Annotated in this window: 29 protein-coding genes and 4 pseudogenes; 19 read left to right on the top strand and 14 right to left on the bottom strand. The window is 68.0% G+C overall.

Annotated features, from left to right (window positions below; translation table 11 throughout):
- Nucleotides 1–4: 4 nt before the first annotated feature.
- On the bottom strand, nucleotides 5–490 hold the full coding sequence (locus C7T91_RS26590) for a type VI secretion system baseplate subunit TssG (RefSeq protein WP_108262788.1): 486 nt from the start codon (nucleotides 488–490) through the stop codon (nucleotides 5–7).
- Between C7T91_RS26590 and C7T91_RS40045 the strand changes: the two genes are divergently transcribed.
- The 4 genes and pseudogenes from C7T91_RS40045 to C7T91_RS26570 all read left to right on the top strand — a co-directional run.
- Nucleotides 480–980, top strand: coding sequence for a phosphatidylglycerol lysyltransferase domain-containing protein (locus C7T91_RS40045; RefSeq protein WP_161556123.1), 501 nt, complete (start codon nucleotides 480–482; stop codon nucleotides 978–980). The genes C7T91_RS26590 and C7T91_RS40045 overlap by 11 nt on opposite strands.
- A gap of 249 nt (nucleotides 981–1,229) precedes the next feature.
- A complete protein-coding gene (locus tag C7T91_RS26580) occupies nucleotides 1,230–2,273 on the top strand; it encodes a TRAP transporter substrate-binding protein (RefSeq protein WP_108262784.1) in 1,044 nt (347 codons plus the stop codon).
- A 49-nt stretch (nucleotides 2,274–2,322) separates the two neighbouring features.
- Nucleotides 2,323–2,835 carry a TRAP transporter small permease subunit gene (locus C7T91_RS26575; RefSeq protein ID WP_108262782.1) on the top strand — a complete coding sequence of 171 codons (513 nt, stop codon included), beginning with the start codon at nucleotides 2,323–2,325 and terminating at the stop codon, nucleotides 2,833–2,835.
- Nucleotides 2,835–3,446: pseudogene (locus C7T91_RS26570) on the top strand (TRAP transporter large permease subunit); the annotation flags it as partial. The gene C7T91_RS26575 and the pseudogene C7T91_RS26570, both read left to right, overlap by 1 nt.
- A 242-nt stretch (nucleotides 3,447–3,688) precedes the next feature.
- On the opposite strand, the gene hpaD reads toward C7T91_RS26570, so the two are convergent.
- The 3 genes from hpaD to C7T91_RS26555 form a co-directional block, all read right to left on the bottom strand.
- Complete coding sequence (gene hpaD, locus C7T91_RS26565; protein ID WP_108262780.1) at nucleotides 3,689–4,669, bottom strand: 3,4-dihydroxyphenylacetate 2,3-dioxygenase; 981 nt, start codon at nucleotides 4,667–4,669, stop codon at nucleotides 3,689–3,691.
- 66 nt (nucleotides 4,670–4,735) lie between these two features.
- Entirely contained in the window at nucleotides 4,736–6,247 is a 1,512-nt protein-coding gene (hpaE, locus tag C7T91_RS26560) for a 5-carboxymethyl-2-hydroxymuconate semialdehyde dehydrogenase (protein WP_108262778.1), read from the bottom strand.
- Between the two features lie 10 nt (nucleotides 6,248–6,257).
- Nucleotides 6,258–6,647 (bottom strand): 5-carboxymethyl-2-hydroxymuconate Delta-isomerase, encoded by a 390-nt coding sequence (locus C7T91_RS26555; RefSeq protein WP_108262776.1) that lies wholly within the window; start codon nucleotides 6,645–6,647, stop codon nucleotides 6,258–6,260.
- Nucleotides 6,648–6,877: 230 nt separating this feature from the next.
- Between C7T91_RS26555 and hpaR the strand changes: the two genes are divergently transcribed.
- Nucleotides 6,878–7,342 carry a homoprotocatechuate degradation operon regulator HpaR gene (hpaR, locus tag C7T91_RS26550; protein ID WP_108262774.1) on the top strand — a complete coding sequence of 155 codons (465 nt, stop codon included), beginning with the start codon at nucleotides 6,878–6,880 and terminating at the stop codon, nucleotides 7,340–7,342.
- A gap of 38 nt (nucleotides 7,343–7,380) precedes the next feature.
- Here the strand turns inward: hpaR and C7T91_RS26545 are convergent, their stop codons facing one another.
- From C7T91_RS26545 to C7T91_RS26515, 6 genes are all read right to left on the bottom strand, one after another.
- Entirely contained in the window at nucleotides 7,381–7,605 is a 225-nt protein-coding gene (locus tag C7T91_RS26545) for a precorrin-8X methylmutase (protein WP_108262772.1), read from the bottom strand.
- The gene (locus C7T91_RS26540) at nucleotides 7,602–8,765 is read right to left on the bottom strand and encodes a sirohydrochlorin chelatase (protein WP_108262770.1); all 1,164 of its coding nucleotides are present in this window, start codon (nucleotides 8,763–8,765) and stop codon (nucleotides 7,602–7,604) included. The genes C7T91_RS26545 and C7T91_RS26540 overlap by 4 nt, the downstream gene beginning before the upstream one ends.
- 117 nt (nucleotides 8,766–8,882) lie before the next feature.
- Entirely contained in the window at nucleotides 8,883–9,377 is a 495-nt protein-coding gene (locus C7T91_RS26535; protein WP_108262768.1) for a DUF805 domain-containing protein, read from the bottom strand.
- A gap of 111 nt (nucleotides 9,378–9,488) precedes the next feature.
- Nucleotides 9,489–9,896, bottom strand: a complete 408-nt coding sequence (locus tag C7T91_RS26530; RefSeq protein ID WP_108263105.1) for a DUF805 domain-containing protein — start codon at nucleotides 9,894–9,896, stop codon at nucleotides 9,489–9,491.
- 244 nt (nucleotides 9,897–10,140) lie between these two features.
- Nucleotides 10,141–10,605 (bottom strand): Hsp20 family protein, encoded by a 465-nt coding sequence (locus tag C7T91_RS26525; RefSeq protein WP_108262766.1) that lies wholly within the window; start codon nucleotides 10,603–10,605, stop codon nucleotides 10,141–10,143.
- 438 nt (nucleotides 10,606–11,043) lie between these two features.
- Nucleotides 11,044–11,781 (bottom strand): cell wall hydrolase, encoded by a 738-nt coding sequence (locus C7T91_RS26515; RefSeq protein ID WP_161556122.1) that lies wholly within the window; start codon nucleotides 11,779–11,781, stop codon nucleotides 11,044–11,046.
- Between the two features lie 147 nt (nucleotides 11,782–11,928).
- Between C7T91_RS26515 and mgrA the strand changes: the two genes are divergently transcribed.
- From mgrA to C7T91_RS26485, 6 genes and pseudogenes are all read left to right on the top strand, one after another.
- The gene (gene mgrA / locus C7T91_RS26510) at nucleotides 11,929–12,957 is read left to right on the top strand and encodes an L-glyceraldehyde 3-phosphate reductase (protein WP_108262762.1); all 1,029 of its coding nucleotides are present in this window, start codon (nucleotides 11,929–11,931) and stop codon (nucleotides 12,955–12,957) included.
- Between the two features lie 84 nt (nucleotides 12,958–13,041).
- Nucleotides 13,042–13,230: pseudogene (locus C7T91_RS26505) on the top strand (cyclic pyranopterin phosphate synthase); the annotation flags it as partial.
- Nucleotide 13,231: 1 nt separating this feature from the next.
- Nucleotides 13,232–13,612: pseudogene (gene ssb / locus C7T91_RS26500) on the top strand (single-stranded DNA-binding protein); the annotation flags it as partial.
- Nucleotides 13,575–13,889, top strand: a pseudogene (locus tag C7T91_RS26495) (hypothetical protein); the annotation flags it as partial. The pseudogenes ssb and C7T91_RS26495, both read left to right, overlap by 38 nt.
- A 36-nt stretch (nucleotides 13,890–13,925) precedes the next feature.
- Nucleotides 13,926–14,777: an N-acetylmuramidase domain-containing protein gene (locus C7T91_RS26490; RefSeq protein WP_108262760.1), complete on the top strand. Its 852-nt coding sequence runs from the start codon at nucleotides 13,926–13,928 to the stop codon at nucleotides 14,775–14,777.
- 3 nt (nucleotides 14,778–14,780) lie between these two features.
- Nucleotides 14,781–15,464, top strand: a complete 684-nt coding sequence (locus C7T91_RS26485) for a hypothetical protein (protein WP_108262758.1) — start codon at nucleotides 14,781–14,783, stop codon at nucleotides 15,462–15,464.
- A gap of 563 nt (nucleotides 15,465–16,027) precedes the next feature.
- Here the strand turns inward: C7T91_RS26485 and aroB are convergent.
- Nucleotides 16,028–17,215 carry a 3-dehydroquinate synthase gene (aroB, locus tag C7T91_RS26480; protein WP_108263101.1) on the bottom strand — a complete coding sequence of 396 codons (1,188 nt, stop codon included), beginning with the start codon at nucleotides 17,213–17,215 and terminating at the stop codon, nucleotides 16,028–16,030.
- On the bottom strand, nucleotides 17,208–17,768 hold the full coding sequence (locus C7T91_RS26475; protein ID WP_236638521.1) for a shikimate kinase: 561 nt from the start codon (nucleotides 17,766–17,768) through the stop codon (nucleotides 17,208–17,210). The genes aroB and C7T91_RS26475 overlap by 8 nt, the downstream gene beginning before the upstream one ends.
- 128 nt (nucleotides 17,769–17,896) lie before the next feature.
- On the opposite strand from C7T91_RS26475, the gene C7T91_RS38135 reads away from it, so the two are divergent.
- Both C7T91_RS38135 and C7T91_RS26470 read left to right on the top strand, forming a co-directional pair.
- Entirely contained in the window at nucleotides 17,897–18,028 is a 132-nt protein-coding gene (locus tag C7T91_RS38135; RefSeq protein ID WP_256368227.1) for a hypothetical protein, read from the top strand.
- Nucleotides 18,029–18,049: 21 nt separating this feature from the next.
- Nucleotides 18,050–18,619 (top strand): YdcF family protein, encoded by a 570-nt coding sequence (locus C7T91_RS26470; protein WP_108262754.1) that lies wholly within the window; start codon nucleotides 18,050–18,052, stop codon nucleotides 18,617–18,619.
- Here the strand turns inward: C7T91_RS26470 and C7T91_RS26465 are convergent.
- Nucleotides 18,562–19,557 (bottom strand): alpha/beta fold hydrolase, encoded by a 996-nt coding sequence (locus tag C7T91_RS26465; RefSeq protein ID WP_108262752.1) that lies wholly within the window; start codon nucleotides 19,555–19,557, stop codon nucleotides 18,562–18,564. The genes C7T91_RS26470 and C7T91_RS26465 overlap by 58 nt on opposite strands.
- A 98-nt stretch (nucleotides 19,558–19,655) precedes the next feature.
- Nucleotides 19,656–20,552, bottom strand: coding sequence for a pca operon transcription factor PcaQ (pcaQ, locus tag C7T91_RS26460; protein WP_236638520.1), 897 nt, complete (start codon nucleotides 20,550–20,552; stop codon nucleotides 19,656–19,658).
- Nucleotides 20,553–20,658: 106 nt separating this feature from the next.
- Here pcaQ and pcaD point away from each other — a divergent pair, with 106 nt between their 5' ends.
- From pcaD to C7T91_RS26430, 6 genes are read left to right on the top strand one after another with little or no spacing between them, the layout of a single operon-like run.
- Nucleotides 20,659–21,468, top strand: coding sequence for a 3-oxoadipate enol-lactonase (gene pcaD / locus C7T91_RS26455; RefSeq protein ID WP_108262748.1), 810 nt, complete (start codon nucleotides 20,659–20,661; stop codon nucleotides 21,466–21,468).
- On the top strand, nucleotides 21,465–21,851 hold the full coding sequence (gene pcaC, locus C7T91_RS26450; protein WP_108262746.1) for a 4-carboxymuconolactone decarboxylase: 387 nt from the start codon (nucleotides 21,465–21,467) through the stop codon (nucleotides 21,849–21,851). The genes pcaD and pcaC overlap by 4 nt, the downstream gene beginning before the upstream one ends.
- On the top strand, nucleotides 21,844–22,584 hold the full coding sequence (gene pcaH / locus C7T91_RS26445) for a protocatechuate 3,4-dioxygenase subunit beta (protein ID WP_108262744.1): 741 nt from the start codon (nucleotides 21,844–21,846) through the stop codon (nucleotides 22,582–22,584). Before pcaC ends, pcaH begins: the two co-directional genes overlap by 8 nt.
- Nucleotides 22,584–23,195 (top strand): protocatechuate 3,4-dioxygenase subunit alpha, encoded by a 612-nt coding sequence (gene pcaG, locus C7T91_RS26440; RefSeq protein ID WP_201742268.1) that lies wholly within the window; start codon nucleotides 22,584–22,586, stop codon nucleotides 23,193–23,195. Before pcaH ends, pcaG begins: the two co-directional genes overlap by 1 nt.
- Nucleotides 23,170–24,042, top strand: a complete 873-nt coding sequence (locus tag C7T91_RS26435) for a BKACE family enzyme (RefSeq protein WP_108262739.1) — start codon at nucleotides 23,170–23,172, stop codon at nucleotides 24,040–24,042. Before pcaG ends, C7T91_RS26435 begins: the two co-directional genes overlap by 26 nt.
- Nucleotides 24,039–25,100 carry a 3-carboxy-cis,cis-muconate cycloisomerase gene (locus C7T91_RS26430; protein ID WP_108262737.1) on the top strand — a complete coding sequence of 354 codons (1,062 nt, stop codon included), beginning with the start codon at nucleotides 24,039–24,041 and terminating at the stop codon, nucleotides 25,098–25,100. Before C7T91_RS26435 ends, C7T91_RS26430 begins: the two co-directional genes overlap by 4 nt.
- Nucleotides 25,101–25,122 lie beyond the last annotated feature (22 nt).

Raw genomic sequence — 25,122 nt, 5'->3', positions numbered from 1 at the left:
CTCCCTAGATCGCACCGATGGGGGCCGCTGCGGCCCCGTCCGGAGGTGTCAGGACAAGGTCCCCGGCATCTCCGCCCCCCTGCCGCGCCCCGAGCCAGCTTGTCTGGCCGAGCCGGGTGTCCCGTCCCAGCCGGGCGGCCGGAACGTCCTCCGCGCTGAGCACCAGGTTCACGTCGAACTCCAGCGCCAGCCCGGCATAGCTTCTGACCAGCGCCGCGAGCTGCGCCAGCCCTGGCCCGCCGGGCAGCATCCGCTCGTAGGCCGCCATGCCCAGAGGCCCCAGCCGGATGCGGATCTTGGAGCTGCGGCTCCAGACCCGCGAGCCGATCACCGTGCCGCNTTCCAGCACCTCGACCGGCGCCGCCAGATAGGCCGACAGGAGCTGACGCAGCCCGTCGGCATTCTTCGGCCCCTGCCCCAGCAGCCCGGCGAAGAAGCGCTTCGCCAGATCCGGCATCGCGTCGCGGTCCTGCATCCCCTTGCCCGCCACCCCCGCCCCGGCCTTGGCCGCGACGGAGCCCTGCAGCCGAGGCGGCGGCGGAGGAGGGGGCTCGGCCGACGCCTTCGAGCCGGCCTATCTGGCGCGCACGCCGATCGCGGAGGTCAGCTTCGAGGGCCGCCCCGACGCCTTCGCCAATTTCCGGACCACCGATGCGAGGGCGCGTGCGACGCTCGACCTGATGCGCCATGCCGGGGATGCGCCGACCGGGATGACGGAGGTCCTGTTCACCGAGCTGCTGCATTCAAGGCGGAGGGCTTCGCCGGGTTCTCCACGGGCAACGCGACGCGGTCGGGACTGGAGGCGCGCCGGGGATCGCGCGGCTCGGCGCCTTCTTCTGCCGGCATGGCGGGGAGTTCTGCAGCTTCGAGGGGCCGCGCAGCTTCAAGGACAAGTTCGATCTGCGCAGGGGAGCCGGTCGATGTCGCGATTCCGGCCCGCGCCAACCTGGTCGCGGCGGCGGCGGATATCGTCGCGCTGATCGGCGGCGGACTCGGCAGGGCGCTGGGGCCGCGCAAATGACCGGCGCGGGCCGGGGAAAGTTCAGGTGAATATTCACCTGAATTGGATCAAGATTTGATCAAAGCGTGAATATTCACGCATCTTGATTGGGCAGGGGCTGTTTTCCGGGGCACCGCCCGGCGCTCTGCCGTGCAGGACCGGGGATCCGGGGCGCAAGCTCGCGGCAAGAGCGCCCGCCTGCCGCGGGCCGCGCTGCTGAGAGAGAGCCATGCCCGACCGCCTTGCCGCCATCCTCCGTCCCGCCGCCCTGTCGCTTGCCGCCGCCATCGCCGCGCTGCCCGCGCTGGCGCAGGAGGTCAAGCTCGACCTGCAATCCGCCTGGCCGCTGACCCTGCCGGCCTCGGGGCAGAACGCGCAGCATTTCTCCGACCGGATCAACGAGATCTCGGGCGGCGCCGTGTCGGTGAAGCTTTACGATGCGGGCAAGCTGGTGCCGCCCTTGCAGATCTTCGACGCGGTGCAGCAGGGGACGCTGGATGCGGGCTATACCTCGCCGCTCTATGTCGCCGGCCGCTTCCCGGCGGTGCAGCTCTTCGGCGGCGTGCCCTTCGGGCCGGATGCGATGGACTATCTCGGCTGGCTCTACAATGGCGGCGGGCTCGACATCTGGCGCGAGATCTACGCCAAGCAGGGCGTGGTCAGCGTGCCCTGCGGGCTGATGGATAGCGAGGCCGGCGGCTGGTACACCTTCCCGATCGACAGCGTCGAGAGCCTCGAGGGCAAGAAGATCCGCTTTGCCGGTCTGGCGGGCGAGGTGATGGCCAAGATGGGCGCCTCGATCGTGCTGCTGGCGGGCGGCGACATCTATCCCAATCTCGAGCGCAAGGTGATCGACGGCACCGAGTTCTCGATGCCCGCCATCGACGCCGCCATGGGCTTCGAGAAGGTCGCGGATTATTACTACCTGCCCGGCTGGCACCAGCCGGCCGCGATCAACGAGCTGATCATCAACAAGCGCAAATGGGACGCGATGACCCCGGCGCAGCAGGGGCTGATCGAGGATACCTGCCGCGAGACGCATATCTGGTCGATCACCTCGACCTCGGTGCCGAATGCCGAAGCCGTGGAGACATTCAAGGCGGCCGGCACGCAGATCATGCAGTTCCCGCCGGAGGTCCTGGCGGCCTTCGAACAGGCCACCTCCGAAGTGATGGCCGAGCAGTCGGAGAAGGACGAGGATTTCGCCCGCACCTGGGCGTCGCTGCAGGCCTATCGCGACTCGGTCGCGGGCTGGTCCGCGTACAAGAAGTAAGCCCGTCTGGCGCGGGGCCGTCCTCGCGCCGCCCAGCGAAAGGGCCCGCATGTCCGTCCTGATCCGTCTCATCGACCGCCTCTCGGCCCTGGCCGGGAGGACGGGGTCGCTGTTCCTGCCTCTGCTGATCCTGACGATCCTCGCCAATGTCGTGCTGCGCTATGTCTTCGACATCGGCATGATCGAGCTCGAGGAGCTGCAATGGCATCTCAACGCCATCGCGGTGATGCTCAGCCTCGCCTGGGCCTACCAGGAGGGCGACCATGTCCGCGTCGACATGTTCCACGCCAGGATGCGGCCGCGCGCCCGTGCCGTGGTCGAGATCCTCGGCATCCTCTTTCTCTTCTGGCCCTTCACGGGGCTGGTGGCGTGGAACGCCTGGACGATCTTCGGCTATTCCTGGGACCTGAAGGAGGGCTCGCCGATGCCCTCGGGCCTGCCCGCGCGCTACGTGATCAAGGGGATCGTGGCGGCGGGGCTCAGCCTTCTGGCGCTGCAGGGGCTGGCGGTCCTCCTGCGCGCGCTCCGGCAATTGCGCACCGGCTGGCAGGAGATCCGCTGATGGACGTGCTCTTCATCTTCCTGTTCTTCTCGACCTTCCTCTGCCTGCTGTTCTCCGGCTACCCGGTGGCCTTCGTGCTGGGCGGCACCGGCGTGCTCTTCGCCGCGCTCGGCACGCTGATCGCGCCGCTGAACATCGCCGACGTGGCGGAGCTGCGGATGATCGGCTTCGTCGCCAACCGGGTCTTCGACACGATTTCCAGCTATTCGCTGATCCCGATGTCGATGTTCATCTTCATGGGCTTCATGCTCGACCGCTCGGGCATTGCCGAGCGCCTTCTGAAGGCGATGCGCGCGCTCCTTGGCCCCGCGCCCGGCGGGCTGGCGATCGCGGTGGTGGCGATCGGCGTGGTGCTGGCGGCCTCGACCGGCATCATCGGCGCCTCGGTGGTGCTGCTCGCGACCATTGCGGTGCCGACGATGTTCGAGGCGGGCTATTCGCGGAAACTTAGCCTCGGCACGGTCGGCGCGACCGGCTGCCTCGGCATCCTGATCCCGCCCTCGATCATGCTGGTCGTGATGGGCGACCAGCTGCGCATCCCGGTGGGCGACCTCTTCATGGGCGCGCTGCTGCCGGGGGTCGGGCTGGCGGCGGCCTTCGTCGCCTTCATCGTGGTTGCGGCGCTGCTGGTGCCCTCCGCCATGCCGCGCTACCGCCGCGAGGGGCCGCGGCAGCCGATGGGACCGGCGATCCTCGGCTGGCGGCCCCGGTCTCGGCGGCGCCCAGCCGCGGCACCCGGCCGATCAGCGCGCCGGTGGCGGGGTTCGTCACGTCGATGGCGTCCTCGCCGGCGGGGATCCACTCCCCGCCGATCAGGCACGCCTCGCGCAGAAGCTCGGGTGTCGTCAGCATCTTACGGTGCCACGATCGGGGTGGCTTCGAGCTGGGACATCGCCGGTTCGACATCCTGGAAGACCGAGCCGTGCTCGAACCAGCTGCGCGGCGCGGGCGCGCCCCAGAGCGTCTGGCGCTGCGGGTCCTTCAGGTCCCACTTGATCGCTTCCAGATCCGGATCGACGGTCTGGTAGTCGGAGCAGTAGATCTCGATGCGGTGGCCATCGGGATCGAGGATGTAGAGGAAGAAGGCGTTCGAGATGCCGTGGCGGCCCGGACCGCGCTCGATATTGGCGACATAGCCGGTGGTGGCCATCAGGTCGCACAGGTCGATGATGTTCAGCGGCGTCGGCACCCAGAAGGCGGTGTGGTGCAGCCGCGGGCCGAGGCCGTTGGTGAAGGCGATGTCATGCACGCCGCCCTTGCGGTGGGTCCAGGCGGCCCAGAGCTTGCCGGACTGCTCGTCCTCGGTGTATTCGGTGACGCGGAAGCCCAGCTCGTTGTAGAAGCCGACCGCCTTGTCGACATCCGAGGCAAAGCAGTTGAAATGGTCGATCCGCAGCGGCTTCACGCCCTTGTAGAGCTCGTATTTCTGGTGGATCGGCTCCAGGCGGTCCATCTTGAAATAGAATTCCAGCGGCGTGCCGAAGCAGTCATGGGTGCGCATGGTGCGGCCCTGATAGGCGCGCTCGACCCATTCGACCTTGTGGCCCTTGGCCTTGAACCAGTGCTCGGCCTTGTCCAGCTCGCCCTCGTCGAAGACCTTGAAAGCCAGCGCGCGGACCTGCGGCAGCTCGGACTTGCGCAGCACCAGCGAATGGTGGCCGCGTTCCTCGAGGGCGCGCAGGAAGATGTGTTCGCTGTCCTCGTCTGTGACCTGCAGGCCCAGCGTGTCGACGTAGAACCGGCGCGACGCGGCCAGATCCTCGACGCCGAACACGGCGTGGCTGAGGCGGATGATGTTGAAGGGCGGATAGAGGTTCGGTGCCGGAATGGGCATGGGGGGTCCTCCCTGGGACTTGGCAATGGGGTCGGGATGCGGCGCCCGGAGGCGCCGCGGGCGGGCTCAGCCGCCCAGTTTCGGGATCGCGTGCTCGGTGCGCGGGAAGCAGACGTTGACCGTCTCCATGTAGAAATCGAAGGACCAGTCGCCGCCGTCGCGGCCGATGCCCGAGGCCTTCACCCCGCCGAACGGGGTTTCGAGATGGCGGACATTCTCAGAATTCACCCACATCATCCCGGCTTCGAGCGTGTCGGTCATGCGGATGGCGCGGCCGAGATCGGAGGTCCAGAGATAGGCCGAGAGCCCGTATTCCACGCCGTTGGCGATTTCGATGGCATCGGCCTCGTCCTTGAACGGGATCGCCGTAAGGACCGGGCCGAAGATTTCCTCCTGCGCCACCGCCATGCCGTTGGTCGCGCCGGTGAAGAGCGTCGGGGCCACGAAACAGCCTTCCTCGCCGACCTTCTCGCCGCCTGCGGCGATGGTCGCGCCCTCTTCGCGGGCCTTGCCGAAATAGCTCAGCACCTTCTTCTCGTGGACCGGGTGGATCAGCGGGCCGACCACGGTCTCGGGGTCGAGCGGATGGCCGACCTTGATGCGCTTGGCCACCTCGGCGACCTTGGCGGTGAAGTCGTCATAGATCGTTTCCTGCACCAAGAGGCGCGAGGACGAGGTGCAGCGCTCGCCGTTCAGCGAGTAGATCATGAAGGTCGCGGCATCGACCGCGCGCTCCAGATCGGCGTCGTCGAAGACGATGACCGGGTTCTTGCCGCCCAGCTCGAAATGCACGCGCTTCAGCGTCTTTGCACCCTGCGACATGATCATCGAGCCGGTGCCGCTCTCGCCGACGAAGGCGATCGCCTTGATGCCGGGATGCTCGGTCAGCGCCTTGCCGGCATCCTCGCCGAAGCCGTTGACGAGGTTCAGCACGCCCTTGGGCAGCCCGGCCTCCTCGGCGATCTCGACCAGCAGCTTCGCGGTCATCGGGCTGAACTCGGCCGGCTTGTGGACCACGGTGCAGCCCGCCGCCAGCGCCGGGGCGATCTTCCAGGTCGACAGCATGAAGGGCGTGTTCCAGGGCGTGATGACGCCCACCGGACCGATCGGGCGGCGCGAGGTGACGTTCATCTGCTCGGGCGTGCGCAGCGCCTGGCCATCCTCGGCGGTCGGAGCCTGGTCGGCGAAGAAGCGGAAGTTCGCCGCCCCGCGCAGCGCCGCCTTCGACATGAAGCGCAGCGCCTGGCCGGTATCCATGCATTCGGTGAAGGCGATTTCCTCGGCGCGGGACTCGATGGCCTCGGCGACGCGGATCAGGATCTTGCGGCGTTCCTTGCCGGGCATCTTGCCCCAGGTCTTGAACGCCTCGGTGGCGGCCGCGACCGCGCGGTCGACATCCGCGGCACCGCCCTTGGCGACCTTGGCCAGCGGCTTCAGGTCGACCGGCGACACGGTTTCGAAGGTCTCGCCGGAAGCGGCGGGGACGTTCTCGCCGCCGCTATGGTTCATCACGCCCTCTTCGCGGAAGCGGGCCATGTAGGCATTGGCGCGGGAGATGTTGTCGTTCAGAACTTGCATGTCCGATCCTTCACTTGCGACCCGGCAGGCGGGCATGAATGGGGGTGTCCTTCCAGCTGAGCGCCGGATCGATGACCCGGATCTCCAGCGACAGGGCGAAATGCGGCTTGGCGAGCGGCGCAGCGAGCACGCCCTGCGCGGCGGCGAAGATCGCGTCGCCCGCAGCCTTCAGAACCTCCGTGGACCGCCCGGCGCCGACCGACAGGGTCATGGCGACGAAGTCGTTCCCGGGATGCCCGTCGGCGGTGATGGCATGGTCGGCGCGATGCGCCCGCACCCGGATGCCCGCCAGCGGAAAGTCCTCCGATGCGGCCAGCACCGCATGGACCGCCCGGCACAGCTCCGCGATATCCGCGGCCCGCTCCGCCTCCGGGGAATATTCAATGCTCAGATGCGGCACGGCTCTCCTCCCGCTCCACCATTAACGCGTTAATCATTTCGGCGCGTGTCAGCGACGCCTCCATGGGTCATGGCCTATACCATTAACGCGTTAATGGTCAAGCAAGGATCTTGAACGTCTGTGAAATAATCATTTTTCAGGATTCCGACCGTTTCATTGCCGTGCGCAACGATCCCAGGTTGCAATTTCCGGGGTTGCGGGCGAGGAGGAACCATAAGGAAAGGGACAGGATGGACCGAGAACGCTACCGCGACGGCTTCGAATTTTCGAACACCCAGAGAACCTTGCCGATCCTGCTGCTCAGGGCGCGCGAAGCGGTGATGGACCGGTTCCGCCCGATCCTGAACGCCCATGACATCACCGAACAGCAATGGCGCGTCATCCGCATCCTGCACGAGCGCGGCCAGACCGACAGCTCGCAGCTTGCCGTGCTGGCCTGCGTCCTGCCGCCGTCGCTGACGCGGATGCTCAAGGCGCTGGAAGCGCGCGGCATGGTCGAGGTCTGCAAGGACCCCTCCGACGCGCGGCGCAACCTGGTCCGGCTCAGCCCCAAGGGCGACGTGTTCATCGCCTCGGTCTCGCCTTCGAGCGCGAAGGTCTACGAGGAGATCGAGGCGAGGATCGGCCGCGAGCGGATCAGCCACATCATGGACGAGCTGCAGGCGCTGCTCGACGCGCTCGACAGCGCGCGCTGACCTGCCGCCCGGCGGAGGACCGCCGGGCAGGTGCCTCGTCAGAGGGCAGCCGCGGCGGCGGGCGGGGCGGCGCGCCCGGCGGAAACCGCGCCGGGGCTTACGGCCAGCTCGGCGCCGACCTCGACCATGCCGCAGGCATGGATGACGCGGACCGCAAGGTCATGCGCCTCCGGCTCCAGATGGCCGAGCCGCGCCTCGCGCGCGATGGCCGCGAAGCTCTCCGCGTAGATCCGGGCCGGGTCGCGCTCGTAGGCGAGGCTCATGCGCCGTCCTTCAGATGCTTGCGCACGCTTTCCGGCCCCAGCGGATGGTCGGCATGGGGATAGGCCGGATGGTGGTGATGGTGGTGATCGTGATCATGGGAATGGCCGTGATCATGGTCGTGATGGTGATGGTCGTGGGAATGGCCGTGACCGTCGCCATGGTGGTGGTGGTGATGGCCCGCATCGAGACGGCAGGCGCCGGTGCAGAAGCTGTCGCAGAGCCGGCAATCGGCAACGTTCGAGCCCGGCGCCGAGGCGCCCTGCCCCTCGACATGGTGGTGATGGCTTTCCTGCGCCATGCCGACCTCGGCCTCGAAGCCCAGCACTTGGGTGCGGTACTTGCACATGGCGCAGTTCATCGCGGTGTCGCCGCCGATGATCTCGGTCACGCGCTCGGCGAAGGTGGCCAGAACGTCCGGGTGGTCATTGAGATAGCCCGCCTTGACCCATTGGGTGTCGGGATGCGCCTCGGCCACCATGTCGGCGAAGCCGTAGATGCGGTCGATCAGGATGCCGGTGAACAGGAAATACGGGAAGACGACGACCCGCTTGTAGCCCAGCCGCGCGGCATGTTCGAGCGCGGGCTCGACCAGCGGGAAGGTCACGCCGGAATAGCCGACCTCGCACCAGCCGAAGCCCATGCCCTCCCAGAGGAGCCGGGCGATCTTCGAGACGTTGGAATTGGCGTCCGGGTCCGAGGCGCCGCGGCCGATCACCACCAGGCAGGTATCATGGCGGGCGACCGGGCCATCGGCCGCATCGGCGGCGGCCAGCGCCTCCTCGATCCGGGCGGACGCGGCGCGCACCATGCGCGGATCGACGCCCAGCTCGCGGCCGTATTCGACCTTGACGCCATGCTCGGCGGCATAGGCATTCAGCACGGAGGGAATGTCGTTCTTGGCGTGCATCGCGGCGAAGAGCATGCCCGGAACGGCGAGGATCCGGGTGCAGCCCGCCTCGCGCAGGTTGTCGAGCCCCTTGCGGATCACCGGGTTGGCGAATTCGAGATAGCCGTAATCGACCGCCCAGTCGGACGGCAGGTATTGCGGCAGCTTCTCGGCCAGGACCGCGAATTCCGCCACCGCCGCCTCGCTGCGCGAGCCGTGCCCGCAGAGCATGACGCCGATCTTCTCGGGCGTATCGTGAGTGTGGCTGGTCATCGGCTCGCTCCTCATGCATCGCCCGAGGTCGCAAGCCATCGCGGGGCAGCGGCGCTGCCCGGTCCGACGACATGGCGGCCCGCCCCCGGCATGGGTCGGCGCTCCGCCATTTCCTTGCTAGCCTCGCGGCATCGTCGGCGGAGGGCCTAGCAGGCGCGGGCCATTGCCGCAAGCGCGACCTCGGTCGCGGAGACAAGCCAGCCAGGCGCCGGTCCAGGGCTCGGGCGGGCCGTGGCGGTTCGGGCCGTCCTCGCTGCGCGCGAGCAGGAAGACCAGCAGGACGGGGAAGCCGATCATCGGCACCGGCGCCGGAAGCAGCCACCAGGCAGACCGCCCCGCATCATGCAGCCGGCGGGACGCCGCCGCAAGGCCGGGAAGGAGAAGGGCGAGACCGGCAAGCCCCGCCGCGGCAAAGATCAGAAAGATCAGCGTGTTGACGGCCTGCGGGACATGGACGGTCGCCGTTGGCGCAAGAGCCGCGAGGAAGACGGCAATGTTGGCGGCGAAGCAGAGCAGATAGATGGCCAGAACGTAGCACCGGAATTCCGGGCGCGAGGCGCGCCCCGAAAACGTCAGACAGTTCCGAAGGACCACCTTGCCGAAGGCGGCCATCAAATCTTGTGCGAAACCCCTCCGGCCCGGACCGGGCCTGTCGCAATGGCCCGGCCGGCCATCGCAGCTCCGGCAGAGGAGGGTCAGATCGGCCGATGCCGCAGCTGCCGGTCAGGCGGTCCCGGACCCGGCCCCGCCCCAGGGATCGGGCGCGCCGAAGCGGTTCGGGCCCTCCTCGCTGGGCTGGATGTAGAAATAGATCAGCACCAGCATGCCGATGAGCGGGATCAGCCACAGGAGAAGCCACCAGGCCGAGCGGCCGGTGTCATGCAGGCGGCGCGACGAGACCGCGAGCCCGGGCAGGATCAGCGCCAGGCCGAGGAGCGCCGAGAGGATCCCGGTTTCGCCCGGCATGCCCAGAAGCGGCGAGACGGCGAAAGCGTCGATCAGGTTCACGACGATGTTCAGCAGGAAAACGGCCAGCACGTACCACCAGAACTCGCTGCGCGATGCCCGGCCCGCGAAGGTCGCGTAGTTCCTCAGGAACACTTTCCTGAATGCGGCAATCATGTCTTCCATGTCGTCCCCCTCGCCCGCAGCGGCCCGGTTGATTTCATTCAAATGTATCCCACCGTCGCAGATCCGTTCCCTTCCCCCAAGGGCACGCTCTGTCGCGGGAAGCTGCGGACGCAAAAAAGCCGCCGGGAAAACCGGCGGCCCTGGCGGAATCCGGGAAGGAACGCGGCCGGGCGGCGGACAGGCGCAGGAAATGGTCCGCCGCGGACCGCGCCGCTCCCGGAAACCGCTCCGGGAGCGTGCTCCGTCAGTTGACGGATTTCGGCTCGGTGGCCGCGCCGCGGGCCAGGCCGCGGGCGATTTCGATCTGCCGCGGCTTCAGCGCCTCGGGCACTTCGCGCTTCAGGTCGATATGGAGCATGCCGTTCTCGGTCGCTGCTCCGGTCACGCGGACATGATCGGCCAGCGTGAAGCGGCGCTCGAAGGCGCGGGTGGCGATGCCGCGATGCAGATAGGTGCGCGGCTCGGCCTCCTCGGCCTTGCGGCCGGAAACGACCAGCGCATGGTCCTTCAGCTCGACGGTCAGGTCGTCCTCGGTGAAGCCGGCAACGGCAATCGAGATGCGGTAGGTGTCCTCCGCGGTCTTCTCGATATTGTAGGGCGGGTAGCTTTCGCGGCTCACATCGGTGGCGAGCGCACGGTCCATCATTTCGGCAATCTGGTCGAAGCCGACCGTTGCGCGGTAGAGCGGCGCGAGATCGAAGCTGCGCATGGGGATATCCTCCTTGAGCGATGTCCTATGTGATGCCCTCCTTGCCGGACGGGCAGATGCGGAACCCGGCTGCCGGCGTCCCGCAGAACAGAGCTAGGAAGCCGCGGGGACCGTTTCAAGCCCCGCGCCACCGCTCAGCCGCCGCCCAGATCGGCCGCCAGCTCCGCCAGCCGCGCGGCATCCACCGGCACGACCACGGCGCGAAGCCCCGGCCGCCGCTTCAGGATCCAGCCTCCCAGCTGCGAGGGCCAAGCGCCGAGCTCCGGCGCAGCGCCAGCCTGCGGCGCGCCCGGCCCGGAAAGCCGGGCAATGGCCTGCTCCTTGACCTCGGCGGCGACGAAGCGCCCGGGCTGGATGCGCCTGCCGGTTTCCCTCTTCGGGAAGAAGTCCGCCCGCCCTCCGGAACCGGGGGCAAGCCGCCCCGGGGAATGTCCGACGTCAGGAGGCCTCGGGCCGGGAGCGCCAGAACAGGTGATCGGCAATCCGCTCGACCAGATCCATATGCTTGTTCCAGACCGGATCGACATAGGTCGCATGGTAGTGATCCGCCCCCTTGAGCCGCGGATCAGGACCCGCCATCAGGACCTCGGCGGCAATTTCCACGGCCAGGCTCCAGGAATGGAGATCCCGGATCGGGGCGAAACCGCGCTTCGGCGTCAGATAGGAGAACTGCACCGGCACCACCACCGAGCAGGGCGTCATGCCCCAGCGCATCGGATCTGCCGCGCGGGTCAGAATCACGCTGGCCACCGCCGCCTGGCCGTCGCGCGGCTGGTTGCGCGCCTCGTGATAGATCGAGACGGCAATGCACATGAGGTCGGTCTCGCGCGAGAAGTCCCTGGGCGGATTCGCCGCGAGCCAGGCGGCCTCCTCCCGGACCGCCCGCGCGTTCGGCGGGCTGTAGCCCTGGCCGGAAAAGGGAGCGAGGAAATTGCGGCGGCGCGCAGCCAGCCCGCCTGTATCGGCAAGGGCAAGCGCCCTCTGCTCGATCAGCGGCACTGGCGCTGACGCCCGGATCGGCGCCGCGGCGCGGGAGAAGAACGGCGCGCCGCCGTCGGATGCGGGCCTGGCACCGAAGCCGCCGGGCTGGAACAGGCTCTGCGCCGGGAGCGGAGCCGCAAGGAGGCAGGCAAACAGGAGGGACCCCAGGAGGGCCCGGAACAGGTACAGGTACATCGCGAACCGTCCATCCGTTCTGGAATGCCCTGTCCTAGCGCAGGCATGGCTAACGAATGGTGCATGCCGGTCCGGCAAAAAACATTGCCCGCGTTTGCGTCTTGGTGATTTCTTCACCCTAAAGCTGGCCGAAAGGGAGGAGCCCGCATGAGCTATGTTCCGGCGCAGGACCGCTACGAGCGGATGGAGTACGCCCATTGCGGCACGTCCGGGCTGAAGCTGCCCCGCATCAGCCTCGGACTGTGGCACAGCTTCGGCGATGACCGCGCGCCGGACGGCAAGGCCCAGATCTGCCGCGCGGCCTTCGACCACGGCGTCACCCATTTCGACCTCGCGAACAATTACGGGCCGCCGCCCGGTGCCGCGGAAACCGCCTTCGGCGAGATCCTGCGCCGCGACTTCAGGGACCACCGCGACGAGCTGATCATCAGCTCGAAGGCCGGATACCACATGTGGCCCGGGCCGTACGGCGAATGGGGCAGCCGCAAATACCTGATCGCCTCCTGCGACCGCTCGCTGAAACGGCTGGGACTCGACTATGTCGACATCTTCTACAGCCACCGCTTCGACCCGAATACGCCGCTGGAGGAAACCATGGCGGCGCTCGACCATATCGTGCGCTCCGGCCGGGCGCTCTATGTCGGCATTTCCTCCTACAATTCGCGCCGCACCCGCGAAGCCGCCGCCATTCTGAAGCAGATGGGCACGCCTCTGGTCATCCACCAGCCGGCCTACAACATCCTCAACCGCTGGGTGGAGCGCGACGGGCTCAAGGACACGCTGGCCGGGCTCGGGCTCGGCTGCATCGCCTTCTCGCCGCTGGCCCAGGGCATGCTGACGCTGAAATACCTCAAGGGCGTCCCGCCGGGCAGCCGCGCCTCGGAGGACCGGTTCCTGGCGCGCGAAAAGATCACCCCCGACCTGGGCGAGCGCATCGCCGGGCTGAACGAAATCGCCAAGGCCCGCGGCCAGAGCCTGGCGCAGATGGCCATCGCCTGGGTGCTGCGCGACGGCGTGACCTCGGCGCTGATCGGCGCATCGCGTCCCGACCAGGTGGTCGACAGCTGCGGCGCGCTCGGCAACACGTCCTTCACGGCCGCGGAGCTGGCCGCGATCGACGCGCTGAAGCCGGCCAAGGACGAAACCCTCTGGTCCTCGTCCTCCGAAGGCGTCTGAGACCGGCCCGGAACCGGCGCTGCGCCGCACCACGTGATGCGCAGCGCCCTTGTCCCCGGCGCAAGGAGCGCCTAGTTTCCGCGCATGGCCCCGCTCATCGATCCCTTCGCCCGTCCGATCAGCTATCTGCGCGTCTCCGTGACGGATCGCTGCGACTTCCGCTGCGTGTATTGCATGGCGGAGAACATGACCTTCCTTCCCAAGAAGGAACTGCTGACGCTGGAGGAACTGGACCGGGTCTGCTCGGCCTTCATCCGCCTCGGCGTGGAGAAGCAACCTGCGCATCGCGACCTCCGAGCGCTGGCGCGACCGCAATTCCGGCGAGAACCGCGAGCGCACCGAATGGCATTCGGTGGCGATCTTCAACGAGAACCTCGCGAAAATCGCCGAGCAATATCTGCGCAAGGGCTCCACGGTCTATATCGAGGGCCAGCTCGAGACCCGCAAATGGCAGGACCAGTCCGGCCAGGACCGCTATTCCACCGAGATCGTGCTGCGCCCCTATCGCGGCGAGATGACCCTGCTGGGCGGCCGCGGCGACGGCGGCGGATCGGGCGGCAGCTACGGCAACGATCCGGGCTACGGCGATGACCGCGGCGGCTATGGCGGCGGTTCGGGCGGATCGGGCGGCGGCTGGCCCGCTGGCGCGGCGCGAAGCGCTCTGGCAGGCCCGCGCGCTGGCCGGCTCCGCCCCGCTGCCGCTCTTTGCCCGGGACATGGAGGGCGAAGGCATCGCCGAGCCGGCCGTGACCCTGCCGCAGATGAGCCTGGGCGAGGAAATGGTCGAGGATTACGTGCATCTGCGCCTCAGCCTGCGCGCCCATCCGATGGCCCTGCTGCGCGCCCGGCTGACCCCCGGCTTTCCGCCGCCCGATGCAGGGAATCCCTACCCGCCGCAGAATCCGGTTTGCGATGGCCCCACGAGTTGTTAACGTAAGGTAAGGAATTTGACCCGCAGGAGGACTGCCATGGAATTTTCCTGCCCGACCCCGAACAAGGCCATTTCCGAGGAGGCCTACCAGAAGGCCGCCGAGGAACTGGACTGCGACATCGCCGCGATCAAGGCCGTGGCCGAAGTCGAATCCCGCCGCGCGCCCTTCGACGGCGACGGCCGCCCCACCATCCTGTTCGAGCGCCACAAGTTCCGGAAATATACCGGCGGCCGGTTCAGCCAGAGCCATCCCGTGCTGTCGGGTCCGGCCGGAAACTACGGCAAGTTCTCGGAGCAATGGCCGAAGATGCTCGACGCGCTCAAGCTCGACGAGGAGGCCGCGCTGAAATCCGCCTCCTGGGGCCAGTTCCAGATCATGGGCTTCAACCACGAACTCGCGGGCTATTCCGATGTCGAAAGCTTCGTCGAGGCGCTGGTCGCGGATGTCGACAACCATCTCGACGCCTTCGTCGATTTCGTGCTGGGCTGCGACCTCGACCGGCACCTGCGCTCGCTCAACTGGCGCAAGTTCGCGCTCGGCTACAACGGCCAGAACTACCGCCAGAACCGATATGACGAGAAGATGGCCGCCGCCTACCAGCAATATGCGGCCGAACCTTCCGCCCCGGCCAAGCCCGCCGCCGCGCCCGCGCCCGACACATTCGAGATCCGCACCGTGCGCGACCTGCAGCGCGCGCTGCAATACCTCGCCATCGATCCCGGCATCGTCGACAACAAGATGGGCCCCAAGACCACGGCGGCGATCACCAAGTTCCAGCGCTTCGCCAAGCTGCCGCCCACCGGGCAGTTCACGCTGGAGGTCCGCGCGGCCGTGCAGGCCGCCTATCACATGATGCGCCAGTTCGAAGCGGCGCAAGCGGAGGCCTGAACCATGGTCCTTGCCCTTGCCACCTCGCTGATCCCGCTGGTGGCCGACGTGCTGCCGCCGATGGTCCGCTTCCTCGTCGGCGACAAGCAGGCCGATGCGGTCAAGCACACCGCCGAAGCCGCCGAGAGCATCGCCACCGAGGTCTCCAAGGTCGTCGGCCTGCCGGTGCAGACCCCTGCCCAGGTCGAGGAAGCCCGCGCCGTCCTTACCGCCAATCCCGAATTGATGGTCGAGCTGCGGACCAGCCTGGCGCAGCTCGACGCGGAACTCGCCCGGATCGAGCTGGAGCGCGACCGCGCCTTCCTCGCGGACATCCAGGACGCCCGCCGCTCGCAGGAAACCCGCGGCGAGAAACGCGGCAACATCATGCTGGTCTCGGCTTTCGTCGCCATCGTGGCGATCGTCGCGCTGGTGACGCTGAAGCCCGACCTGAACCAGACGGTGATCGGCTTCGTGATCGGCATCGGCGGCATGTTCGCGCGCAACATCGGCTCGGCCTTCGATTTCGAGTTCGGCTCCTCGCGCGGCTCGAAGAACAAGGAGCAGGTGCTGGGCAGCGAGCTGCGCAAGGCGCAGCAGGTGGTGGCCGAGCAAGCTGCGACCGACCGGATCACCGCCACCAAGAACGTGGTCAAGGTCACGGCCACGGCGGTCGACAAGCTGAAGAAGCAGCTCGCCGGCAGCTGATCCGCCGGCAATTTTCCCGTCCCCTGACCGGGCCCGCCAGACCGGCGGCCCGGTTTTTTCGTTTCGGACCCGCCACGGCACGGATTGCCGGGAACGACCGGACAGGACAACGCGGCAACGCAGAGCAAGGAAATTGCCGGAACGGATCACTGCCAGATTGGGGCCTCGCCGAGGCATTGTTGGGACCTCTCCGAGGATCGGGACTCGCCTCTGCAATCCGGCAGGCCAATGGCCTTGCATGGCGAAGTCCGGGCCTGGCCGCGCCCGCAAGGCGAACTGGAAATCCTGCGGTGAGCCATTGGTCCGGGCGCAACGGAGAACGCCTCGAAGCGGCGCAGCTTGCTGCTGGCCTGGCTGGATTGGGACAGGACCTGGCTCGCGCCGAAACGCGGCAAGCGGGGGCGCCGGTTTTCTCCGGCGCGGCCATCCGCTTCTGATGGGGTGGATACCCCAGCCCGGCGGCGTTTCGCCATGCCAAGGCGGAGAGATCGCCACTGTCGAACCGGAGCGTCATCCACGGCGATACTTTCCATGGCAGGAGCCGATCTGGCCGCGAATGCCTTTCAGCTGCACCGAGCAGATGCCGAATGCAGGGCGCCGATCTCTTCGCGCGCTGCTCGGCGATGATGCGGCTGATCCGGACCATGCCGCAGCCGGTGATCGCGCAGGTCCACGGCGTGGCGGCGGCAGCGGGCTGCCAGCTGGTGGCGAGCTGCGATGCCGCGCGCCAGGATGAAGCGCAGCTTGCCGTCGAGCACCTTCTTGTCCTGCGCCATCAGCTCGATCAGCGCATCCGGTCCGGGCAGCGCGCCGGGAATGTCGGCCAGATCGGTCTTCATTCCCATCTCGCGCAGATGGGCGCGGACCCGCGACGGGTCCTCCTGCGGGCAGAGCCCCAGCCGCGAGGACAGCTCGAAGGCCAGCGCGCAGCCGATCGCCACGCCCTCGCCATGCAGCAGGCGGTCCGAATAGCCGGTCGCCGCCTCCAGCGCATGGCAGAAGGTATGGCCGAGATTGAGCAGCGCCCGGTCGCCCTGTTCGGTCTCGTCGCGCATCACGATCCCGGCCTTCATCTCGACCGACCGCGTCACCGCGCGCAGCCGCGCCGCCGGATCGCCCGCGGCGAGCTTCGGGCCGTTCCCTTCGAGCCAGGCGAAGAACGCGGCATCGCCCAGAAGCCCGTATTTCACCACCTCGCCATAGCCCGCCAGCAGGTCGCGCCGCGGCAGCGTCGCGAGGATGCCGGTATCGGCGAGCACCAGCGAGGGCTGGTGGAAGGCGCCGATCAGGTTCTTGCCATGGGGGGTGTTGATGCCGGTCTTGCCGCCGACCGAGCTGTCGACCTGCGCCAGGAGCGAGGTCGGGATCTGCACGAAGCGCACGCCGCGGCGCAGGACCGCTGCCGCGAAGCCGACGAGATCGCCGATCACGCCGCCGCCGAGCGCCACCACCACGTCGCGCCGCTCGACCTTCTGGTCGAGAAGCCAGCCGCAGACGGTTTCGAGCTGTCCCCAGCACTTCGTCGCCTCGCCCGGCGGCAGCTCGAGGCTCGCCGCCTCGATCCCCTCCGACGCAAGCGCCGCCTTCAGCGCGGCAAGGTGATGCCCGGCCACCGTCGCGTCCGAGACCACCGCCACGCGCGGGCGGTGCAGCAGCGGCGCCATCAGCCGCCCGGCCTGCCCCAGCAGCCCCTCCCCGATCAGCACCTCATAGGCGCGCTCTCCGAGATCCACATGGACCCGTTCAATCAGCTCGCTCACCGCTTTCCTCCAGGATGTCGTCCAGTTTCGCCAGCTCCGCGATCACCCGGTCGGTCGTGTCCGCGATGCTGTCCTGCGGCAGTGCCGTGACATGGATCGGCGCGCGCGCATAGACCGGGTTGCGGCTCTCGCAGAGCTCCTTGAGCGTCTGGTAGGGATTGGCCGTCTGCAGCAGCGGCCGCCCGGTGCGGCCCTTGACCCGCGACCAGAGCACGCCGACATCGGCCCCCAGCCAGACCCCGACGCCGAACTTGGTGATGTTCACGCGGTTGGTATGGTTCATCCAGGCGCCGCCGCCGGTCGAGAGGATCTTCGGCCTGCCATGCAGCAGCCGCAGGATCACCTGGGTTTCCTTCTCGCGGAAATACACCTCGCCGAAGCGCGCGAAGAGTTCCGGGATCTCGTAGGAAGAGGCGCGGACGATTTCCTCGTCGGAATCGAGGAAGGGCACGTCGAGCCTGCGCGCGAGCTCGCGGCCGACCGAGGTCTTGCCGCAGCCCATCATCCCCACCAGGACCACTGTTCTGTTCAATCGGTAGGTCAAGCTGCCGTCCGGTCCTGCTGTCTTTTGACTGATTGAGACACGGCACCACCGTGTTATACTGGGGCGCGACGTATAAGTTGAACAAGAAACATCGTCAAACGCGCAGAGGCACCGAAGGCAGGTCTGACATGAGATTACTGAAGGTACTGGCATTCCTGCTGATCGTGGCAGGAATAGGGCTGGTGGGATTCGCCTATTTCGGCAACCTCTCGCCGGACAGGACCGAAATGACCATCCCGGTGGAACTTGGCGCGCAGTAGCGCCAGCGCCCGGATCGCGCTCTGCGCCGGTCTCTGCCTCGCGGGCACACCCGCTGCGGCGCAGCAGGCCGCGGGGGTGCCCTGGCTCAGCGACAGCCTGTCGCCCCCGGCCCGGCGGTCTGGCCCGGCGGCATTCCCAGTCCGGCCCTGGCCCGGCGCATCGCCCGCGGAGCCGAGCTTGCAGCCCGGCACCCCGGGACGGTGCTGATCGGATCCGGCGGCTGGGGCAGGGAACCGCCCGCCGAGGCGCATGTGATCCGCGACCGGCTGGAATCCCTTGGCGTCGCGCCCGAGCGCATCCTCTGCGAGGACGCCTCCACCTCCACCCTGGAAAACGCGCTCTTCACGGCCCGGCTCATGCAGGCGGAGGGGTTAGATCGTGCGCTGGTCGTCACCGACAGCTATCACTGTCCGCGTGCCGTGATGACCTTCCGCTGGTTCGGCATCCGGGCGCAGGCCCGCCCGGTCTGGCGTTTCGGCCGGCTCGACCGCTGGCTGAAGGCCGCGCTGCGCGAGCTCCTGGCCCTGCCGGTCTACATGCTCCGGTTGAGCCACCACAAGAGGCGCGGCGAGCGGTCCGGCGGTTCCTGAGCCGCGGCTGCCATGGCCTCTGCCGCGGCGTCCTCCGGCTCTCCGGCAGCGGCTTGCTCGGGCAGTTCCGGCGGCAGAGGGCGGATGCCCGAGAGGAAGCCGGCGACGAAGCCGGCGAACATCTGCGGCGCTTCGATATTCATCGAATGGCCGACCCCGGGCACCTCGACCAGCCGCGCATTCGGCAGCGCTTCGGCCATCGCCCGCATGTCCTTCTGCTGGATGATCGTGTCCTGCTGGCCCCAGAGGATCAGGGTTTCATGCACCAGCCGGTCCATCTGTTCGGCCAGCTCGCCCGACTCCGCTTCCTTGGTGAGGTTCAGCGGCGTGCCCAGCCAGATGCCGTGCCCGGCGGTGAAGGTCTGGTCGATCACCTTTTCGAACATCGCCTGCAGGTGGTCGATCCCGTCGCGGAATTTCGGCATCTTGCCGGGCAGGAAGCTGTCCGTCTGGAAGAGCGAGGAGGCGGCATTTGCCATCACCGCGCGGGTGGTCTGCTTCGACTGTTCCATCGCGCGGAAGGCGGCGATCGAGCTTTCCTCGAAGCGGATGCCCATCGGCGAAACCGGGTCGAGATGCAGGATCCGCCCGATCCGCTCCGGCGCGATGAGCTGCATCCGTGCGGCGATGATGCCGCCGGTGGAATGGGTGACCAGATGGCAGCAGCCGATCCCGAGCGTGTCCATCGCCGCCAGCATGTCCTCGGCGTGCTGGGTGATCGAGTAGTTGTCGTAATTGTCGTCGGGCGTCGGCCGGTCGCTGTCGCCGCAGCCGCGCCAGTCGACGGCATGCACGCTCATGTCCGGCGGAAACCATTGCGCGGCGACCTCGATCCAGTCCTTGCTGGCCAGGTTTCCGTGGATGAACAGGACCGGAATCGGTCCGCTGCCCCATTGCCGCGCGCCCAGCGTGACCTCGCCTGCCTTGATCCGTGCCATCTGCCCGAGTCCCCTCCGTTTGGCCCCAACCTATCGCGCTGCCCGCAGCGCTGCCCGCACAATAGTGACGCGCGCGGCGGTTCGCCGCCCGGTTGCGCTCACGGGCCTTCCGGCGCGAGCCGGCGCAGAAGCGCAGCGAAGCGCGTCACCGACGGTCCGGGCGTCTTGTCGAGCCGGGTGCAGAGCCCGACGGAGCCGACGGTCGTGCCGGTATCCATCGGCAGCTCGCGGAATTCGCCCTGGGCCAGATGCGCCTCTACCACGCCGCGGGAGATGAACCAAATCGCCTGGGCCTGGCTCACGCAGGCCCATCCGAAGCTGGGCGAGACGGTCTCGATCGCGTCGGGCGGCGGGGTCAGCCCCTGTTCGATCAGGAGCCGTTCGACGAAGGGCCGGATGATCGAGTCGCTGCCCGGCAGCAGGACGGGATAGCGCGCCAGATCCTCGGCCGTCAGCAGCGTGGCGCCCTCCAGCGGATGGCCGGCCGCCACGACCACCACGACACGTTCCCGGTAGAGCGGCTCGAAGGCGACATTGGCCATGTTCTCGGGGGCGGGGAGGCGGCCGATCACCAGGTCGAGTCGGCCCTCGCGCAGCGCGTCGAGCAGCACCAGGTTCGAGCCGCTCGACACTTCGAGCCGGGCACCGGGGCCCTCGGCCCGGTAGGCGACGACGGCCTTGGGCAGGATCGTGGCCAGCACCGTCGGCAGCGCGCCGATCCTCAGCGGTGGCCCCTGGCCGGGATCGAAGCTCTGCAGCGCGGCCAGCCCCTCGCGCGCGGCGGCGAGGCTCGCCCCCGCATGGCGCAGGAAGATCGTGCCGAAGGGCGACAGCCGTATGCCGCGCCCCTGCTTCTCGAACAGGGGCTTGCCGCAGAGCTCCTCGAGTTCGCGCAGGGTCCGGCTGACCGCCGGCTGGGTCAGGTTCAGCGCCTCCGCCGCGCGGCTGACGCTCTTGCGCTGCGCGACCTCGACGAACAATTCGAGGTGACGCATGTTGAGACGACCGGATAAACGCATACCTCATCCGCTATGATTTCTGGCCAAGAAATTATTACACATGCCTGAAATCATATGCCAGACCTAGTGCAGGGAGATTCCAATGCCGTTCATCACCGCCAATGACATCACGCTCCACGTCCGCGTGACGGGTCCGAAGGACGCCGCCCTGACGCTGGTCTTCGTCAATTCGCTCGGGACCGATTTCCGCATCTGGGACGAGGTTCTGGCCCATCTCGCGCCGAAGGCGCCGGGCGTGCGCTTCGTCTGCTACGACAAGCGCGGCCACGGGCTCAGCGACCTCGGCAGCAGCATCGCCATGGCCGACCATGTCGCCGACCTCGCCGCGCTGCTCGATCTGCTGGGCGCCGAGCGCACGGTCGTGCTGGGCCTGTCGGTCGGCGGGCAGATCGCGCTCGGGCTCTCCGCCGCGCGGCCGGATCTGGTTGCCGGGCTGATCCTCAGCAACACCGCGCACAAGATCGGCACGCCGGACATGTGGGCCACCCGCATCCGCACCATCGAGGACGAGGGCATCGAGGCGCTGGCCACCCCGATCCTCGAGCGCTGGTTCTCCGCCGGGTTCCGCGAGGGCTTCCCGACGCAGCTCGCGGGCTACCGCAACATGCTGATCCGCACCCCGGTCGAAGGCTATGCCGGGACCTGCGCCGCGATCCGCGACACCGATTTCACCCTCGCCGCCGAGTCCGTCACCGTGCCGACGCTCTGCATTGCCGGCGCCGAAGACGGCTCCACCCCGCCCGCGCTGGTCGCCGAGATGGCCGCGCTGATCCCGGGCGCCGCCACCGAAACCGTTGCCAAGGCAGGGCACCTGCCGGGGATCGAGTTCCCCGACGAGGTCGCGCATCTCGTCGCCCTGCATCTCGACAGGATCAAGGAGAGCCTGGAATGACCCAGACCCGCTATGACCAGGGCATGGCGACGCGCCGCTCCGTGCTGGGCAATGCCCATGTGGACCGCGCCGAAGCCGCCAAGTCCGATTTCGACGAACCCTTCCAGAACCTCATCACCGAGGCGGCCTGGGGCCATGTCTGGTCGCGCCCGCAGATCACGAAACGCGAACGTTCGATGATCACGCTGGCGCTGCTCGCGGCGCTCGGCCAGTGGGACGAGGTCGCCATGCATGTGCGGGCCTCGAAGAATACCGGGGCCAGCCCGGAAGACATAAGAGAAGCGATGCTCCACGTCGCCATTTACGCGGGCGTGCCTGCGGCAAACCACGCGAACAAGATCATCAAGGAAACGCTCGCGCAGATGGAGGAGTCCAATGCATAACAATCCCCCTGAGACCGGGGCGTTCTATCCCCGCGACCTCGACTGGCATCCGCCGGCGCTGACCCCGAACTACAAGACCTCGGTCCTGCGCTCGCCGCAGAAGGCCAAGATCAGCTTCGATCCCAGCCTGGGCGAGATCACCGGTCCGGCCTTCGGCCACAACATGCTGGGCGAGCTCGACAACGACCTGGTGCTGAACTACGCGCAGCCGGGCGAAAGCGCGATCGGCGAACGGATCATCGTCCATGGCCGGGTCCAGGACGAGCGCGGCCGCGGCGTGGCGAACACGCTGGTCGAGTTCTGGCAGGCCAATGCCGGCGGCCGCTACCGCCACAAGAAGGACACCTACCTGGCGCCGCTCGACCCGAATTTCGGCGGCTGCGGCCGGGCGATCACCGATGCCGACGGTTACTACCAGTTCCGCACCATCAAGCCGGGTCCCTATCCCTGGCCGAACGGCGTGAATGACTGGCGCCCGTCGCATATCCACTTCTCGGTCTTCGGCACCGGCTTCGCGCAGCGCCTGATCACCCAGATGTATTTCGAAGGCGACCCCCATATCCCGATCTGCCCGATCGTGAACACGATCCGCGACCAGGCCGCCATCGGCCAGCTGATCGCGCCCCTCGACATGAACAACTCCATCCCGATGGATTCGCGCGCCTACAAGTTCGACATCACGCTGCGCGGCCGCCGCTCGACCATGTTCGAGAACCGCAAGGAGGGCAACTGATGCAGCCGCTTGATTTCCTGAAGGAATCTCCGTCCCAGACGGCTGGCCCGTATGTCCATATCGGCTGCGTTCCGACCTTTGCCGGCCTCGAGGGCGTCTATCCCGAGGATCTGGGCGCCAAGATGATCACCGGCGACGCGAAGGGCGAGCGGATCACGCTCAAGGGCCGGGTCATCGACGGCTCCGGCACGCCGCTGCGCGACGTCATGGTCGAGGCCTGGCAGGCCGATGCCGACGGGCTGTTCAACTCGCCGGCCGAGACCCGCGGCACCGCCGATCCGGCCTTCACCGGCTGGGGACGCCAGCCCGGCGACGGCGAGACCGGCGTCTACACGTTCGAGACGGTGAAGCCCGGCCGCGTCCCCTTCCCGGACGGCCGCCTGCAGGCGCCGCACATCACGCTCTGGATCGTGGCGCGCGGGATCAACCTCGGGCTGATGACCCGCTGCTATTTCGAGGACGAGACCGAGGCAAATGCCGAGGACCCGATTCTGGCACGGGTGGAGCACAAGGTAAGGATCCCGACCTTGATGGCGAAACGCGAGGGTGACACCTATACCTTCGACATCCATCTGCAGGGCGACAATGAAACCATCTTTTTCGACGTCTGAACCGGAGCAGGTCGCGGGCAAGCCCTGCATCCTGTGCTGTGCCATCACCGGGTCGCTGCCGACCAAGGCGAACAACCCGGCGGTGCCGATCTCCATCTCGGAGCAGGTCGAGTCGAGCCATGAAGCGGTGGAGGCGGGAGCCTCCATCATTCATGCCCATGTCAGGAATGACGACCAGACCCCGACCTCGGATCCCGAGAAATTCGCGCGGCTGAAGGAAGAACTGGAAAAGCACGTCCCGGGCGTGATCGTGCAGCTGTCCACCGGCGGGCGCTCGGGCGCCGGCCAGACCCGGGGCGGGATGCTGCCCTTGCGTCCCGACATGGCCTCGCTGTCCGTGGGGTCGAACAACTTCCCGACCCGGGTCTACGAGAACCCGCCGGATCTGGTCGACTGGCTGGCTTCCGAGATGAAGACCTACGAAATCCAGCCCGAGATCGAGGCCTTCGACCTCAGCCACATCCTGCAGGCCATCAAGATGCAGGAGACCGGCAAGCTCTATGGCAAGCTCTATGTCCAGTTCGTCATGGGCGTGAAGAACGCCATGCCGGCCGACAAGGAGATCTTCGACATCTATGTCGAGACCATGAAGCGCCGGGCGCCCGGGGCCAACTGGTGCGCGGCCGGGATCGGCGCGACCCAGCTCATGGTCAATGAATGGGCGATCGCGGCGGGCGGCCATACAAGGGCCGGGCTCGAGGACAACGTACGTCTCGACAAGGACACGCTCGCGCCGTCGAACGCCGCGCTGATCAAGCGGGCGGCCGATCTCTGCGCGAAGTACGAGCGTCCGGTGGCGACGCTGGCGCAGGCCCGCGAAATCCTCGGCCTGCGGCCCGCGGCATGATTTCGGTCTTCGATCACCCCTGGCTCGGCGGTCTCTTCGCCGAGCCGGACCTCTCCGCGCTGCTCGGCCCCGAGGCCACGCTCCGCCACATGCTGGAGATGGAGGCCGCCTATGCCCGCGTGCTGGGCGCGGTGGGCAGCGTCGAGCCGGCTCTGGCGGCCCGGGCGTCCGACCAGATTCTCGCGGCCGAGCCGGCGATGTCGGCGCTGCGCTCGGGCATGGCGCAGGACGGCGTGGTCGTCGCCGCGCTGGTGCGCGAGCTGAAGCAGGCGGTCGATGCCGAGGCACAGGCCGCGCTGCACAAGGGGCTGACTTCGCAGGACGTGATGGATACCGCGACGATCCTGTCGCTGAAATCCGCGAATGACCTGCTGGCGGAAAAGCTGGGCGGGCTCCGGGCCGATCTCGACGGGCTGCTCGACCGCTACGGCGACCGGCCGCTGATGGGCCGGACCCGGATGCAGGCGGCGCTGCCGATCACCGTGAAGGACCGGGTGCTGGCCTGGGCGCTGCCGCTCGACAGCCATCTCGATCGTCTGGCCGAGCTGCGGCCGCGGCTGGAATGCCTGCAATTTGGCGGGGCGGCGGGCGACCGGGCGGCTTCGGGCGGCAAGGCCGGAGAGATCTCGGACCGTCTCGCGGCGGAGCTGGACCTCGCGCCTACTGCGAAATCCTGGCAGGCGATGCGCGACGGGATCGGCGAATACGCCTCCTGGCTGTCGCTCGTGTCGGGCACGCTCGGCAAGATGGGCCAGGACGCGGCGATCATGGCGCTGCAGGGAATCGACGAGATCCGGCTCGCGGGCGGCGGCGGCTCCTCGGCGATGCCGCACAAGCAGAACCCGGTCTCCGCCGAACTGCTGGTGACGCTGGCGCGGTTCAACGCGGTGCAGGTTTCGGCCATGCACCAGGCGCTGGTCCATGAACAGGAACGCTCCGGCGCCGCCTGGTCGCTGGAATGGATGGTGCTGCCGCAGATGGTCATGGCCACCGGCCGCGGCCTGTCGCTGGCCCAGGGGCTCTGCGCGGCGATTGCCGATCTGGGCGCGCGCGGCTGAGACCGGTGGACCCGGGCCGGCC

The organism is Mangrovicoccus ximenensis, from assembly GCF_003056725.1.
Classification (GTDB): domain Bacteria; phylum Pseudomonadota; class Alphaproteobacteria; order Rhodobacterales; family Rhodobacteraceae; genus Mangrovicoccus; species Mangrovicoccus ximenensis.
This window is presented reverse-complemented; position numbering and strand designations above follow the sequence as displayed.